12 protein-coding genes are annotated in these 14,860 nt (G+C 70.5%); 5 read left to right on the plus strand and 7 right to left on the minus strand.

Features of this window, described 5'->3' with window-relative positions; genetic code table 11:
* Positions 1-52 precede the first annotated feature (52 nt).
* A complete protein-coding gene (gene dnaE / locus AB0E07_RS00500) occupies positions 53-3,592 on the minus strand; it encodes a DNA polymerase III subunit alpha (protein WP_362244804.1) in 3,540 nt (1,179 codons plus the stop codon).
* 181 nt (positions 3,593-3,773) lie between these two features.
* Here dnaE and AB0E07_RS00505 point away from each other — a divergent pair, with 181 nt between their 5' ends.
* The 4 genes from AB0E07_RS00505 (at position 3,774) to AB0E07_RS00520 (ending at position 8,588) form a co-directional block, all read left to right on the plus strand.
* On the plus strand, positions 3,774-5,120 hold the full coding sequence (locus tag AB0E07_RS00505) for a DUF2252 domain-containing protein (protein ID WP_362244806.1): 1,347 nt from the start codon (positions 3,774-3,776) through the stop codon (positions 5,118-5,120).
* A 96-nt stretch (positions 5,121-5,216) separates the two neighbouring features.
* On the plus strand, positions 5,217-5,912 hold the full coding sequence (locus AB0E07_RS00510; RefSeq protein WP_362244808.1) for a hypothetical protein: 696 nt from the start codon (positions 5,217-5,219) through the stop codon (positions 5,910-5,912).
* A gap of 81 nt (positions 5,913-5,993) precedes the next feature.
* A complete protein-coding gene (locus AB0E07_RS00515; RefSeq protein ID WP_362244810.1) occupies positions 5,994-6,833 on the plus strand; it encodes a thioredoxin domain-containing protein in 840 nt (279 codons plus the stop codon).
* A 93-nt stretch (positions 6,834-6,926) separates the two neighbouring features.
* Positions 6,927-8,588, plus strand: coding sequence for an alkaline phosphatase D family protein (locus tag AB0E07_RS00520; RefSeq protein ID WP_362244812.1), 1,662 nt, complete (start codon positions 6,927-6,929; stop codon positions 8,586-8,588).
* A 13-nt stretch (positions 8,589-8,601) separates the two neighbouring features.
* Here the strand turns inward: AB0E07_RS00520 and AB0E07_RS00525 are convergent, their stop codons facing one another.
* Positions 8,602-9,174, minus strand: coding sequence for a dienelactone hydrolase family protein (locus tag AB0E07_RS00525; RefSeq protein WP_362244814.1), 573 nt, complete (start codon positions 9,172-9,174; stop codon positions 8,602-8,604).
* 95 nt (positions 9,175-9,269) lie between these two features.
* Here AB0E07_RS00525 and AB0E07_RS00530 point away from each other — a divergent pair, with 95 nt between their 5' ends.
* Positions 9,270-10,382, plus strand: a complete 1,113-nt coding sequence (locus AB0E07_RS00530) for a mechanosensitive ion channel domain-containing protein (RefSeq protein ID WP_362244817.1) — start codon at positions 9,270-9,272, stop codon at positions 10,380-10,382.
* Positions 10,383-10,449: 67 nt separating this feature from the next.
* Here AB0E07_RS00530 and AB0E07_RS00535 read toward each other — a convergent pair whose 3' ends face one another.
* The 5 genes from AB0E07_RS00535 to AB0E07_RS00555 all read right to left on the minus strand — a co-directional run.
* The gene (locus tag AB0E07_RS00535) at positions 10,450-12,024 is read right to left on the minus strand and encodes a Na+/H+ antiporter (RefSeq protein WP_362245720.1); all 1,575 of its coding nucleotides are present in this window, start codon (positions 12,022-12,024) and stop codon (positions 10,450-10,452) included.
* A gap of 88 nt (positions 12,025-12,112) precedes the next feature.
* Positions 12,113-12,583, minus strand: coding sequence for a GNAT family N-acetyltransferase (locus tag AB0E07_RS00540; RefSeq protein ID WP_362244819.1), 471 nt, complete (start codon positions 12,581-12,583; stop codon positions 12,113-12,115).
* A complete protein-coding gene (locus AB0E07_RS00545; protein ID WP_362244821.1) occupies positions 12,580-13,524 on the minus strand; it encodes an RluA family pseudouridine synthase in 945 nt (314 codons plus the stop codon). The genes AB0E07_RS00540 and AB0E07_RS00545 overlap by 4 nt, the downstream gene beginning before the upstream one ends.
* A 43-nt stretch (positions 13,525-13,567) precedes the next feature.
* Positions 13,568-14,182: a signal peptidase II gene (gene lspA, locus AB0E07_RS00550; RefSeq protein WP_362244823.1), complete on the minus strand. Its 615-nt coding sequence runs from the start codon at positions 14,180-14,182 to the stop codon at positions 13,568-13,570.
* A gap of 61 nt (positions 14,183-14,243) precedes the next feature.
* Positions 14,244-14,860 (minus strand): TraR/DksA family transcriptional regulator (locus AB0E07_RS00555; protein WP_362244825.1); only part of this gene is annotated, 617 nt, incomplete at its 5' end.

Here is a 14,860-nt window from a genome sequence, read left to right on the forward strand (position 1 = left end):
CGAACGGATGCGCCCCTCTCGTACGTGCCGCCCTGTGCGTGGCGGCGGCCGCTCAGCCGGCCAGGCAGGACGGGCCGAGCAGCACCTTCAGGTCGCCGAAGAGCGCCGGGTCGGGCTTGACCCGGTGCCGGTCCAGGCGCAGGACCGTCGTCCTGGTCGGGCCCTGGAGCTTGATGCGGACCTCGCTGTCGCCCTTGTGGTGGCTGAGGATCTCACCGAGGCGGCTGACCATCGGCGGGGTGACCTTGACCGCGGGGATGGTCAGGACGACCGGGGCGTTGGTGCCGGCGTTGGACAGGTCCGGGACCTGGAGTTCCATGGCGACCAGCCGCGGCACGTCCTCGCGCTTGTCCAGGCGGCCCTTGACGAACACGACCGCGTCCTCGACGAGCTGCGTCGAGACGAGCTGGTAGGTCGCGGGGAAGAACATGCACTCGATGGACCCGGCGAGGTCCTCGACGGTGGCGATGGCCCAGGCGTTGCCCTGCTTGGTCATCTTGCGCTGGAGGCCGGAGATGATGCCGCCGATGGTGACGACCGCGCCGTCCGCGTGCTCGCCGCCGGTGAGCTGGGAGATGCCCGCGTCCGCCTTGTCCGACAGCACGTGCTCCAGGCCGAAGAGCGGGTGGTCGGAGACGTAGAGGCCGAGCATCTCCCGCTCCTGGGCGAGCAGGTAGGTCTTGTCCCACTCGTCGGTGGTGAACTCCACGTCCAGTCCGAAGCCGGGCTCGTCGTTCTGCTCGTCGCCCATGCCGCCGAACAGGTCGAACTGGCCCTCGGCCTCCTTGCGCTTGACCGCGACCACGTTGTCGATCATCGGTTCGTACTGCGCGGTCAGGCCCTTGCGGGTGTGCCCCAGGGTGTCGAAGGCGCCGGCCTTGATCAGCGACTCGGTGGTGCGCTTGTTGCAGGCGGCGGCGTCGATCTTGTCGAGGTAGTCGGGGAAGGAGGAGTACTTCCCCTTGGCCTTGCGGCTCTTGATGATCGACTCGACGACGTTGGAGCCGACGTTGCGGACGGCCTCCAGGCCGAAGAGGATCACGTCGTCGCCCTGGGCGGCGAAGTTGTGCACCGACTCGTTGACGTTCGGCGGGAGCACCCGGATGCCCATGCGGCGGCACTCGTTGAGGTAGATCGCCGACTTGTCCTTGTCGTCCTTGACGGAGGTCAGCAGCGCTGCCATGTACTCGGCGGGGTGGTTGGCCTTGAGGTAGGCGGTCCAGTACGAGACGAGTCCGTACGCGGCCGAGTGGGCCTTGTTGAAGGCGTAGCCGGCGAACGGGACCAGCACGTCCCACAGGGCCTGGATGGCCTCGTCGCTGTAGCCGTTCTTCTGGGCGCCGGCCTGGAAGATGGTGAAGTTCTTCGCCAGCTCCTCGGGCTTCTTCTTGCCCATCACGCGGCGGAGGATGTCGGCCTCGCCGAGCGAGTACCCGGCGATGATCTGGGCGGCCTTCTGCACCTGCTCCTGGTAGACGATCAGGCCGTAGGTGACGGCGAGGACCTCTTCGAGGGGTGCCTCCAGCTCCTTGTGGATCGGGGTGATCTCCTGGAGCTTGTTCTTGCGCAGCGCGTAGTTGGTGTGCGAGTCCATGCCCATCGGGCCGGGACGGTAGAGCGCGGAGACGGCGGAGATGTCCTCGAAGTTGTCGGGCTTCATCAGGCGCAGCAGCGAGCGCATGGGGCCGCCGTCGAACTGGAAGACGCCGAGGGTCTCACCGCGCTGGAGGAGTTCGAAGGTCGTCGGGTCGTCGAGCGGCAGGGCCAGCAGGTCGAGGTCGATGCCCTTGTTGGACTTCACCATCTTGACGGCGTCGTCCATGATCGTCAGGTTGCGCAGGCCGAGGAAGTCCATCTTCAGCAGGCCCAGCGACTCGCACTGCGGGTAGTCCCACTGCGTGATGGTCACGCCGTCGGTGTGCCGCACCCAGATCGGGGCGTGGTCGACGATGGGCTCGCTGGACATGATGACGCCGGCGGCGTGCACGCCCATCTGCCGGACCAGTCCCTCGACGCCCTTGGCGGTGTCGATGACCTTCTTGACGTCCGGCTCGTTCTCGTACATCGCGCGGATCTCGCCGGCCTCGCTGTAGCGCGGGTGCGAGGGGTTGGTGATGCCGTCGAGGTCGATGCCCTTGCCGAGGACGTCGGCGGGCATGGCCTTGGTGAGGCGGTCGCCCATGGCGTACGGGTAGCCCAGGACGCGCGCGGAGTCCTTGATGGCGTTCTTGGCCTTGATCTTGCCGTAGGTGCCGATCATGGCGACCTTGTCGGAGCCGTACTTCTCCGTCACGTACCTGATCACCTCGACGCGCCGACGCTCGTCGAAGTCGATGTCGACGTCGGGCATGGAGATGCGCTCGGGGTTGAGGAAGCGCTCGAAGATCAGGCCGTGCGGGATGGGGTCGAGGTCGGTGATGCCCATGGCGTAGGCGACGATCGAGCCGGCCGCGGAGCCTCGGCCGGGGCCGACCGCGATGCCCTGGCTCTTGGCCCACATGATGAAGTCGGCGACCACGAGGAAGTAGCCCGGGAAGCCCATCGAGATGATGGTGTCCATCTCGTACTCGACCTGCTTCATGCGGTCGTCCGGGATGCCGTCCGGGAAGCGGCGGTGCATCCCGCGCATGGTCTCCTCGCGGAACCAGGAGACCTCGGTGTACCCCTCGGGGATGTCGAACCTGGGCATGAGGTTCTTCTCGACGAACATGCCCGAGGTGTCGACCTGCTCGGCCACCAGGAGGGTGTTGGCGCAGCCCTCCTGCCAGGCGTCCGAGGAGTCGATGGCGTACATCTCGTCCGTCGACTTCAGGTAGTACCCGGAGCCGTCGAAGCGGAAGCGGTCGGGGTCGGAGAGGTTCTTGCCGGTCTGGATGCACAGCAGCGCGTCGTGGGCGGTCGCCTCGTGCGCGTAGGTGTAGTGCGAGTCGTTCGTCACCAGCGGCGGGATGCCGAGCTTCTTGCCGATCTCCAGCAGGCCGTCGCGGACCCGGCGCTCGATCTCGATGCCGTGGTCCATCAGCTCCAGGAAGTAGCGGTCCTTGCCGAAGATGTCCTGGTACTCGGCGGCCGACTTCAGGGCCTCGTCGTACTGGCCCAGGCGCAGCCGGGTCTGGAGTTCGCCGGAGGGGCAGCCGGTGGAGGCGATGAGCCCCTCGGACCACTGGGAGATGGTCTCCTTGTCCATCCGGGGCCACTTCTGGAGCCAGCCCTCGGCGTAGGCGTCCGAGGACAGCTTGAAGAGGTTGTGCAGACCGGTGGAGTTCGCCGCCCAGATCGTCTTGTGGGTGTAACCGCCGGAGCCGGAGACGTCGTCCCGCTTCTGGTGCGGCTGGCCCCACTGGATCTTGCGCTTGTTGCGCCGGGACTCGGGGGCGACGTACGCCTCGATGCCGATGATCGGGGTGACCCCGGCCTTCTTCGCCGAGTGGAAGAAGTCATAGGCGCCGTGCAGGTTGCCGTGGTCGGACATGGCGATGTGGGTCATGCCCATCTCGTTGCACGCGTCGAACATGTCCTTGAGCCGCGCGGCACCGTCCAGCAGCGAGTACTGGGTGTGGACGTGCAGGTGCGTGAACGGCGGCTTTGACACGGCTGCGGCCTCCAAGGCGAACGAACGACTACGGATGTCCGACCGGCTGCGGACAGTCTGGGGGACAGCGTCGAAGTCTAAGCCTCGGCACTGACACACGCCGGGCACTCGCGCGTACCTTCGTGCGTTGGAGACGGCAGAGACGCTGTCGTACATGCACTGCACCAGGAGGCACCCAGCGATGTCGGTCCCGAAGCTCAGCGACGAGCAGCGCGGCGAGGAGATCCTCGCCGTCTTCGACACCGCGTTCGGCGAGCTCCTGGCCGCCGACCCGGCCGCGTTCCGCGTGAAGTTCCGGAAGATGGCGGCCTCCGCGTTCGCCTTCTACCGGGGTACGGCGTGCCTCTTCTACCACGACCAGGACACGGCGAACGGGGACGGCGGCTCGCGCATATACAGCGGCCCGTTCCTGGACGAGCGCACCTCGCGCGTGTGGATCCACGGCGATCTGCACGCCGAGAACTTCGGCACGTACATGGACTCCACCGGACGCCTGATCTTCAACGTCAACGACTTCGACGAGGCCTACGTCGGCCCCTTCACCTGGGACCTCAAGCGCTTCGCCGCCTCGGTGGCGCTCATCGGGTACGCGAAGGCGTTCAGCGACGAGCAGATCACCGACCTGGTCCAGGTGTACGCGGGCGCGTACCGGGAGCGGATCCACTCCCTGGCGACCGGCGCCAAGAGCGACGAGGTGCCGCCGTTCACCCTGGACACCGCCGAGGGTCCGCTGCTGGACGCGCTGCGCGACGCCCGCGCGCTGACCCGGTTCGGGCTGCTGGACTCGATGACGGAGATCCGCGACTTCGAGCGCCGGTTCGCCCCGGGCGGCGGCTCCATCGAGCTGGACGCGGCCACCCGCTACAAGGTCCTCTCCGCCTTCGACGGCTACCTGGAGACACTGCCGGAGTCGTCCCTGGCCCGGCCGGACTCCTACCGGGTCAAGGACGTCGTCGGCCGCCGCGGCATCGGTATCGGCTCGGCGGGGCTGCCCTCGTACAACATCCTGCTGGAGGGCAACAGCGACGCCCTGGAGAACGACGTCGTGATCTACATCAAGCAGGCGCAGACCCCGGCGGTCTCCCGGCACATCACCGACCCGGCGATCCGGGACTACTTCCAGCACGAGGGCCACCGCACGGTGATCTCCCAGCGCGCCCTCCAGCAGCACGCGGACCCGTGGCTCGGCTGGACCGAGCTGGACGGCGCCGGGCAGCTGGTCGCGGAGGTCTCGCCGTACGCCGTGGACCTCGACTGGAGTGACATCGACGACACCGAGGAGATCGCGGGGGTCGTCGCGGACCTCGGCCGGGCGACGGCGACGATGCACGCGGCGGCGGACGACACCTCCGGCGAGTCCCTGGTGCCGTTCTCCACCGAGCGGGCCATCGACGCCGCCATCGCGGCCGACGAGGACGGCTTCGCCGAGCTGCTGGTGGACTTCGCGCACGGGTACGGCGCCCGCGCCCGCACCGACCACCAGATCTTCGTGGACCTGTTCCGCAACGGCCGGATCCCGGGTCTGTGAGGACGGGTACCTGACGGCGGGTCCCTCACGACGGGGGTGTTCACAGGGACCCTTTAGGGGTCCCTTACACCCCTCCGTGACAGACTCTCCAGCGCTATGGACATATCCGGGACTTCGATGCGAGCGCTCCGCGCGGCGCTGTTCACGGCACTCGTCGTGACGCTCAGCACCGCGTCGCACGTGCTGCTGTCCCGGGCCCCGCTGCCGCTGAACACCGTGGCCCTGGTCGCCGCCACGGTGTTCGCCGTCTCTTATCTACTGGCCGGGCGGGAGCGCGGCTTCGGGCGGATCGCCGCGCTGCTGATCCCGCTGGAGCTGGCCGCGGACACCCTCTTCACCACCGGCCAGCACGTCTGTTACGGCGCCGCCGGCGGTCCGGTCACCGGCCCCCTGCGCTCGGTCGGCCTGGACGTGCTGTGCGGCGACGGCACCCGGGTCGGCACCGCGCTGACCGCGGCCGGCGAGAAGGCCGGCACCGACCGGCTCGCCGCCCTGGTCGCCCACGCCGACCCCAGGACTGCCTGGCTGCTGCTGGGCGCGCACCTCACCGTCGGACTGCTCGCCGCCGCCTGGCTGCGCCGCGGTGAGCGCGCCCTGGCCCAGCTGCTGCGCGCGGTCGCGGCCACCACCTTCCGGCCGCTGCTGCTCGCGGTCGCCGCCGTGGCGGTCCGGCCGGCCCGTTCGGTCCGCCGGCCGGCGCACCCCCGCCGCCGTACCACGGCCGCCCGTGAGCGGCTGCTCGTGCACTCCCTGGGACGGCGTGGACCGCCCCGCTCGGCCGTTCTCGCCTGAGCACACCACCGGGACGACCGGTCCACCACCCGTATGTATTCCGCACACACACGTGTGCGCATCCCCATGGAGAAGACAGCTATGAGCAAGCGGAACAGCCAGGCGGCGAAGACGGCGGCGCGCGAGCGGCTGCGCGCCGAGCGTGAGCGCGAGGCGAAGAAGGCCAAGGCCAAGCGGCAGATCGTGGTGGCCTGTTCGGTCGTCGGTGTGCTGGCGGCGGCCGGCGGCATCGGCTACGCCGTCGTCCAGGCGAACAAGCCCGGCCACTGGGAGGCCGTGCAGGACGAGAAGGTCGTCACCCCGGCCAACACGACCGGCACGAACGGCACCACCGTCGTCATCGGCGAGGACAGCGCCAAGAAGACCCTCAAGATCTACGAGGACCCGCGCTGCCCGATCTGCGCCTCCTTCGAGCAGACGGTCGGCTCGACCGTCGACAAGGACGTCGAGGACGGCAAGTACAAGATCCAGTTCGTCGGCGGCACCTTCCTCGACGGCGACCAGCTGGGCGACGGCAAGATCGGCAGCAACGGCGAGGGCTCCAAGAACGCGATGAGCGCCCTCGGCGCCGCGCTGAACGTCAGCGGCGAGGCCTTCCTCCAGTACAAGACGGCGCTGTACTCGGAGAAGTGGCACCCGGAGGAGTCGGACGACAAGTTCAAGGACGACGACTACCTGATCGAGATCGCGAACACCGTCGACGCGCTGAAGAACAACACCAAGTTCCAGAACGCGGTGAAGAACGGCACCTACGACGCCTGGGCGCTGGCCATGTCGAAGACCTTCGACACCAACAAGGACAACGTCACCGGCACCCCGAGCCTCGTGATGGACGGCAAGATGCTCACCACCGAGCAGGGCAACCCGCCGCTGACGGTGGACGAGTACACCACGCTGGTGAACGCGGCCCTGAAGGGCTGAACCGGCCCCGGCGGCCGAACCGGAGCCGAAGAGCGGGCGAACTTTCGCGAGTTCGCCCGCTCTCGTGCGTACCGCTCAGTAACCTGATGGCTCGTGACCAGACGAGACAGATCCAACGAGCCGCTCAACACCCTTTCCCCGCGCCGCCGTACGGTCGTGAAGGCCGCGGCGGCGACCGCTGTCCTCGCCGGCCCCCTCGCCACCGCGCTGCCCGCCGGCGCCGCCGACCGGGCGCCCGCCTTCCTGCACGGCGTGGCCTCCGGCGACCCGCTGCCCGACGGCGTGCTGCTGTGGACCCGGGTGACCCCGGTGCCGGAGGCGATACCCGGCTCCGGGCTCGGTCCGGACACCGAGGTCGGCTGGGCCGTGGCCACCGACAGGGCCTTCACGAACGTCGTCGCCCAGGGCTCCACCCGGGCCACCGCCGCCGCCGACCACACCGTCAAGGCCGACATCCGCGGGCTGCGGCCCGCCACCGACTACTGGTTCCGCTTCTCGGCCGGCGGCACCACCTCCCCGGCGGCGCGCACCCGCACCGCGCCGGCGGCGGACGCGGCCGTGACGGGCCTGCGCTTCGGCGTGGTCTCCTGCGCCAACTGGGAGGCCGGCCACTTCTCCGCGTACCGCCATCTCGCGGCCCGCGGCGACCTCGACGCCTGGCTGCACCTGGGTGACTACATCTACGAGTACGGCACCGGCGAGTACGGCACCCGCGACACCGTCGTACGGGCCCACGACCCGGCCCACGAGATCCTCACCCTCGCCGACTACCGCACCCGGCACGGGCGTTACAAGACCGACCCCGATCTCCAGGCGCTGCACGCGGCCGCGCCCTGCGTGGCGATCTGGGACGACCACGAGATCGCCAACGACGCCTGGTCCGGCGGTGCCGAGAACCACACCGAGGGCGCCGAGGGCACCTATGCGGCCCGTCAGGCCGCCGCCAAGCAGGCCTACTTCGAGTGGATGCCGGTCCGTCCCGCCGTCGCCGGCACCACCTACCGGCGGCTGCGCTTCGGGAAGCTCGCCGACCTCTCCCTGCTGGACCTGCGGTCCTTCCGCTCGCAGCAGGTCTCCGTCGGCAACGGCGACGTGGACGACCCGGAGCGCACGCTCACCGGACGCGCCCAGCTGGACTGGCTGAAGGCGGGCCTGTCGGCCTCCGACACCACCTGGCGGCTGGTCGGCAACTCGGTGATGGTCGCGCCCTTCGCCATCGGCTCGCTCACCGCCGACCTCCTCAAGCCCCTCGCCGAACTGCTCGGGCTGCCCAAGGAGGGCCTCGCCCTCAACACCGACCAGTGGGACGGCTACACGGACGACCGCCGTGAACTCCTCGCCCACCTGCGCTCGAACGCCATCCGCAACACCGTGTTCCTGACCGGCGACATCCACATGGCGTGGGCCAACGACGTCCCCGTGAACGCCGGTACGTACCCGCTGTCCGCCTCGGCGGCCACCGAGTTCGTGGTCACCTCGGTGACCTCCGACAACCTCGACGACATCGTGAAGGTCCCCGAGGGCACGGTCTCCGCGATCGCCGCACCGGTCATCAGGGCCGCCAACCGGCACGTCCACTGGGTCGACACCGACCGGCACGGCTTCGGTGTCCTCGACATCACCGCGGCCCGCGCTCAGATGGACTTCTACGTGCTGTCCGACCGCACCAAGGCCGACGCCACGGCGGCCTGGGCCCGTTCGTACCGCACCCGCACCGGTACCCAGAAGGTGGAGCGCACCTACGACCCGGTGTGATCCGGCCGCTGCGCTACCCGAGCGAGTCGAGGAAGCCGAGCGCCACCCGCCAGGTGGCCTCGGCGGCCTCGGCGTCGTAGTCCGGCAGGTCGGGGTCGGTGTACAGGTGACCGGCCCCGGCGTACCGGTAGATCTCCACGTCCGCGCCGGCCCGGCCCATCTGGAGGTACCAGGCGCTCAGCCAGTCGTCCGTCTCGTAGGGGTCCGGCTCGGCGACGTGCAGCTGCACCGGCAGGTCGTCGACCGACGCGTTCGGCGCGATGTCCGAGGTGCCGTGCAGGAGCAGCAGACCGCGCGCCTTGTCGTCACCGAGGGCGAGGGTCTGGGCGATGGAGGCGCCGAGCGAGAACCCGGCGTAGACCAGGCCCCGTTCGGAATAGGGGGCGGCGGCCAGCACGGCCCGCCTGAGCAGTTCGTCCTTGCCGATCTCGTCCTGGGCGGCCATGCCCTCCTCGACCGTGTCGAACGTACGGCCCCCGTAGAGGTCCGGCGTCCAGACCTCGTGTCCGGCCTCGCGCAGCCGCTCCGCCGCCAGGCCCACCGCGGGGCGCGGACCGAAGGTCGAGTGAAAGAGCATGATGTTCATGAGGCCATGGTGCCAGCCGGGTCCGGCGGCGCCGTGTCCGGCGTCTCAGGGGATCACATGTTCAGGACCCCCGGATCACGGTTACGTTCGAAGGCATGGAGAACGTACTCCGACCACTGATCGTGATCGGCGGCTCGGTCCTGCTCACCCTGCTCATCGGCTGGGTGACCGACCTGCTGCTGAGCAAGGCCGACCGCCGGCACTCCGAGACACCCCTGTGGGGTCTGCTGCGCCAGGCCCGGGTCCCCTACCAGCTGGTGCTGTGCGCGGCCCTGCTGAGGGGCTCCTACGACTCGGCGAAGGTGCTGGAGGAACACCGGATCGGGATCGGCCAGACGCTGACGCTGGTGCTGATCGGCTCGACAGCCTGGCTGGTCATCCGGATCGCGGCGGCGATCGTGGAGACGACGTACAGCCGCTACGCCCGCGCCTCCCGCGACGCGGCCCGGGTCAGGCGGGTGCGCACGCAGGTGACCCTGATCACCCGGGTGGTGGCGGCCGTCGTCGGGGTGGTCGCGGCGGCCGCGATGCTGCTGACGTTCCCCGCGATGCGGGCGGCCGGTGCCTCGCTGCTGGCCTCCGCGGGCCTCATCGGCATCGTCGCGGGTGTGGCCGCGCAGTCGACGCTGAGCAATATGTTCGCCGGGTTCCAGATCGCCTTCGGCGACATGGTCCGCATCGGCGACACCGTGGTGGTGGACGGGGAGTGGGGCACGGTCGAGGAGATCACCCTGACCTTCCTGACGGTGCGGACCTGGGACGAGCGCCGGATCACGATGCCGGTGTCGTACTTCACCTCGAAACCGTTCGAGAACTGGTCCCGCGGCGGCGCCCAGATGACCGGCATCGTCTACTGGCACCTCGACCACTCGGCCCCGATGGACCTGATGCGCGAGCAGCTCCGCGACATCCTGCGCGAGTGCCCCGCCTGGGACGGCCGCTCCTGCAACCTCACGATCACCGACTCCACCCCGAACACCGTCCAGGTGCGTGCCCTGGTGACGGCGAAGGACGCCGACGACATCTGGACGGTCCGGGTGACGGTCCGCGAGCGGATGATCACCTGGCTCTCGCAGCACCACCCGTACGCCCTCCCCCGGGTCAACACCGCGGACGCGGCCCTGCCCCCGGGCGTACCCGGCCCCCTCCGCTCACCGGACGGCGCTCCCTCGCGCCGCGTCCACGAGCCGCCGCGCACGGGGCGCTGAGAGCCGCGGGACGCTGAGAGCCGCGGGGCACCCCGGTCGGGCCGGGGGCGGCGCCCCGCGGCCGGTCTCACCGCAGACTGCGCACGTCGAGATGGCGCAGCACCCGGTCCACCACCTCCGGGTCGGCCCCCGGCTCACTGCGCGCCGCCAGCACCTCGTGCCGCGCCGCGCTCAGCATCTCCTTCTGGATCCGACGCAGCCGCTTGACCGTGCGCCGCACGTCCCGGCGCTCCTCGTCGCCCAGATCCGGGGAGATCCGAACCCCGATCTCGAAGGCCCGCCGCATCATCTGCTCGGCCAGCTCGTCGGGCAGGTCCTCCACCGCCTCGATCTCCCTGAGCCGCTGCTTGGCCGCCCGCGCCGCGCGCACCGCCAGCTCCTTCTCGAACTCCTTCTCCCGTGCCGTGTCCGCCCGCACCCCGAGCCGCTTGACCAGCCACGGCAACGTCAGCCCCTGCACCACCAGCGTCGCCATGATCACCCCGAAGGCGACGAAGACGATCTCGTCGCGGTCGGGGAACGCGGACCCGTCGTCCACCTCCAGCGGGATCGCCAGCGCCAGCGCGACCGACGCGACCCCGCGCATCCCCGACCACCACATCACGACGGTCTCCCGCCAGGTCATCGGGATGTCCTCGTCGTAGTCGCGCCGGGCGTGCATCCGCTTGGTCAGCCAGGTCGCCGGCAGCAGCCACAGCAGCCGCACCAGCACCACGACGCCCGCCACCGCCGCCGCCCAGCCCAGCAGCTCGCCCCAGCGCCCCGAGGCGGTCCGTACGGCGTTGTGCAGCTCCAGGCCGATCAGCCCGAAGGCGACGCCGGTGACGAGCGTGTCGACGACGTTCCAGACCGTGCTCCCGGCGAGCCGGGTCATCACGTCGTCCGCGTCGGTGGCGTACTCCGCCAGGAACAGCGCGGTGACCAGCACGGCCAGCACCCCGGAACCGTGCAGCTCCTCCGCCAGCACGTAGGAGGCGTAGGGGACCAGCAGGGTCAGCCCGATCTGGAGGGTCGGGTCCCCGAGCAGGCCCATCAGCCGGTTGGCCCCCCAGCCCAGGACGAGCCCGACGACCAGCGCCACCACGGCGGAGAGCAGGAAGTCGAGCCCGGCCTGCCAGAACGAGAAGCTTCCGCTGACGACGGCCGCGATGGCCACGTGGTAGAGCACGATCGCGGTGACGTCGTTGAACAGCCCCTCGCCCTCCAGGATGGACACCAGCCGGCGCGGCAGCCCGAGCTGTCCGGCGACGGCGGTGGCGGCGACCGGGTCGGGCGGCGCGACCAGGGCGCCGAGCGCGAAGGCGGCGGCGAGCGGCAGACCGGGGATCACCGCGTCCGCGACGGCGGCCACGCACAGGGTGGTCACGAAGACCAGCGCGACGGCCAGCAGCAGGATGGGGCGCACATTGGCCGCGAACTGCCGCCAGGAGGTCCGCCGCACCGCGGCGTACAGCAGCGGCGGCAACAGCAGCGGCAGGATCAGCTCGGGCGGCACCTCGACATTGGGCACGAACGTCGGCAGCGCCAGCGCCATCCCCAGCAGGGTCATCAGCACCGGCGACGGCAGCCCGAGCCGCTCCCCGACCGGAACGCTGACCACGGCCCCGAGCAACAGGACGAACAACAGGGCCAGCTGGTCCACGATCGGCGCTCCGGCGAGGTCGGCGTCCACAGGGCAGGGCCCAAGCCTGCCACGGCACCGTCCTCACCAGTGCCTTGGGCGCCCTGGGCTACACCGCGCGGCGCATCGCCCGGTGCGGGATGCCCGCGTCGGGGAACTCCGGCCCGTACGCCTCGTAGCCGAGCCGCTCGTAGAAGCCCAGCGCGTGGGTCTGCGCGTGCAGGTCGACCGCGGCGAGTCCACGCGCGCGTGCCGCGTCCTCGACGGCCCGCACCAGCGCGGCACCGATACCCAGACCGCGCGCCTCCTTCGACACCGCGAGCCTGCCCAGCGAGCCCACGGACGGGTCGCCGCCGACCTTCGCCGAGGCGGCCTCGCCGTGCAGCAGACGGCCCGCGCCGAGCGGCACTCCGTCCTCCCGCACCGCCAGGACGTGCACGGCGACGGCGTCGTAGGCGTCGTACTCGATCTCCTCGGGCACGCCCTGCTCGCCGACGAAGACCTCCCGGCGCACCGCGAAGCACAGCGCCCGGTCGGCGTCCTCGGCGGCGACACGCACGGAGTACGACGGGACCGTCATCCGTAGGTCTCCTCGCGCACCTGGTCCAGCGCCTGCTGGAGGTCGTCGGGGTACTCGCAGGAGAACTCCGCCCACTGCCCGTCCCCGGGGTGCTCGAAGCCGAGCCGGACGGCGTGCAGCCACTGCCGGGTCAGCTTCAGCCGCTTGGCGAGGGTGGGGTCCGCGCCGTAGGTCAGGTCGCCGACACAGGGGTGGCGGTGGGCGGCCATGTGGACGCGGATCTGGTGGGTGCGGCCGGTCTCCAGCTTCACGTCGAGCAGGGAGGCCGCGCGGAACGCCTCGATCAGGTCGTAGTGCGTGACGGACGGCTTGCCCTCGGCGGTGACCGCCCACTTGTAGTCGTGCTGGGGGTGCCGGCCGATGGGCGCGTCGATGGTGCCGCTGGTCGGATCGGGGTGCCCCTGGACGAGCGTGTGGTACCGCTTGTCGACCGTGCGCTCCTTGAACTGGCGCTTGAGCGAGGTGTAGGCGCGCTCGGACTTGGCGACGACCATCAGACCCGAGGTGCCGACGTCGAGCCGGTGCACGATGCCCTGCCGCTCGGCGGCACCGGAGGTGGAGATCCGGTACCCGGCGGCGGCGAGCCCGCCGATGACGGTCGGCCCGGTCCAGCCCGGCGACGGATGCGCGGCCACGCCGACCGGCTTGACGATGACGACCACGTCCTCGTCGTCGTGCACGATCTCCATGCCCTCGACCGGCTCGGCCACGATCTGCACCGGCGCGGCCGCCTGCGGCATCTCGACCTCCAGCCAGGCCCCGCCGCTCACCCGCTCCGACTTGCCGACGACCGTGCCGTCGACCAGCACCTTGCCCGCCGCGGCGAGCTCCGCGGCCTTGGTACGGGAGAAGCCGAACATGCGGGAGATGGCGGCGTCGACGCGCTCGCCCTCCAGGCCGTCCGGCACGGGCAGGGTACGGATCTCGGGAATCGTGCTCACCCGTCGAGTATGCCGGACGGGTGAGCCGGTCCCGCACCCGCGCTCAGTCCTTGTGGACGGTGCCGTCCGGGTCGAGCCCCTTGAAGGACAGCAGCACGATCAGGATGCCGCCGCACACGATCGCCGAGTCCGCCAGGTTGAAGACGGCGAAGTGCTTGGGTGCGATGAAGTCCACGACCGCGCCCTCGAAGACACCCGGGGACCGGAAGATCCGGTCGGTGAGGTTGCCCAGCGCACCGCCGAGCAGCAGGCCGAGGGCGATGGCCCAGGGCAGGCTGTAGAGCTTGCGGGCGAGCCGGGCGATCACCACGATCACCGCGGCCGCGATCACCGTGAAGATCACGGTGAAGGCCTCGCCGAAGCCGAAGGCGGCGCCGGCGTTCCGGATCGCCTCGAACTTCAGCCAGTCCCCGATGATCTCGATGGGCTCGTGGTGCTCCAGCTCTGCCACCACGATCATCTTGCTGATCAGGTCGAGGGCGTACGCGAAGGCGGCCACCGCGAACAGCACGGCGATCCGGCGCCTGCCCCGGGGAGGCGCCTCGCCGGCCGGCGTCTCGCCGTTCCCCTGCCCGTTCGGCCCGGATGACTGCTCCGGCTCGGCCTCAGCCCCGTCCGGGGATTCCGGCGTACCGATGATGCGCTCCGCCTCTGCCACGTGAGTCCCTCAACCTAGGTACCTGACTGAGGACGAGGGTACGGCACGCCCGATCGGGCCCTCAGTACCGGCGTTCCTGCTTCTGCTTGCAGGCCACGCACAGCGTCGCGCGCGGGAACGCCTGCATACGGGCCTTGCCGATGGGGTTGCCGCAGCTCTCGCAGAGACCGTACGTGCCCGCGTCCAGCCGCTCCAGGGCCCGTTCGGTCTGGGTGAGCATCTCCTGGGCGTTGGCGGCCAGCGCCAGCTCGTGCTCGCGCGTGATGTTCTTCGTGCCGGTGTCGGCCTGATCGTCGCCGGCGCCGTCCCCCGAGTCCCGCATCAGGCCGGACAGGGCCCGCTCGGAGGAGGTGATCTCGGCCCGCAGGCGCGCCTCCTCGGACTCCAGCTCGGCGCGGGCCTCGGCGACCTCCTCGGGGGTCCAGGGGTCCTCACCGGGCCGTACCGCGAGCTCCCCCGGCTGCGCCGTCGCGGAGGCGCGCGCCTGGGGAACGCCGGACTTCGCCGCCGTGGCCGTGCCAGGAGTCTTCTTCGCAACCACTGTCGTGGCTCCCGTCTGCTCCGCGGCCTGCGCCGCGCCCGCCTTCTTGGCCGTGCTCTTCCTGACCGCGCGCTTCTTCGCCGTGCTCTTCCCGGCCGCCGTGGTTCTCTCGGCCGACGTGCTCTTCTCGGCCGTGC

It is taken from the genome of Streptomyces sp. NPDC048002 (genome assembly GCF_040653275.1).
Classification (GTDB): domain Bacteria; phylum Actinomycetota; class Actinomycetes; order Streptomycetales; family Streptomycetaceae; genus Streptomyces.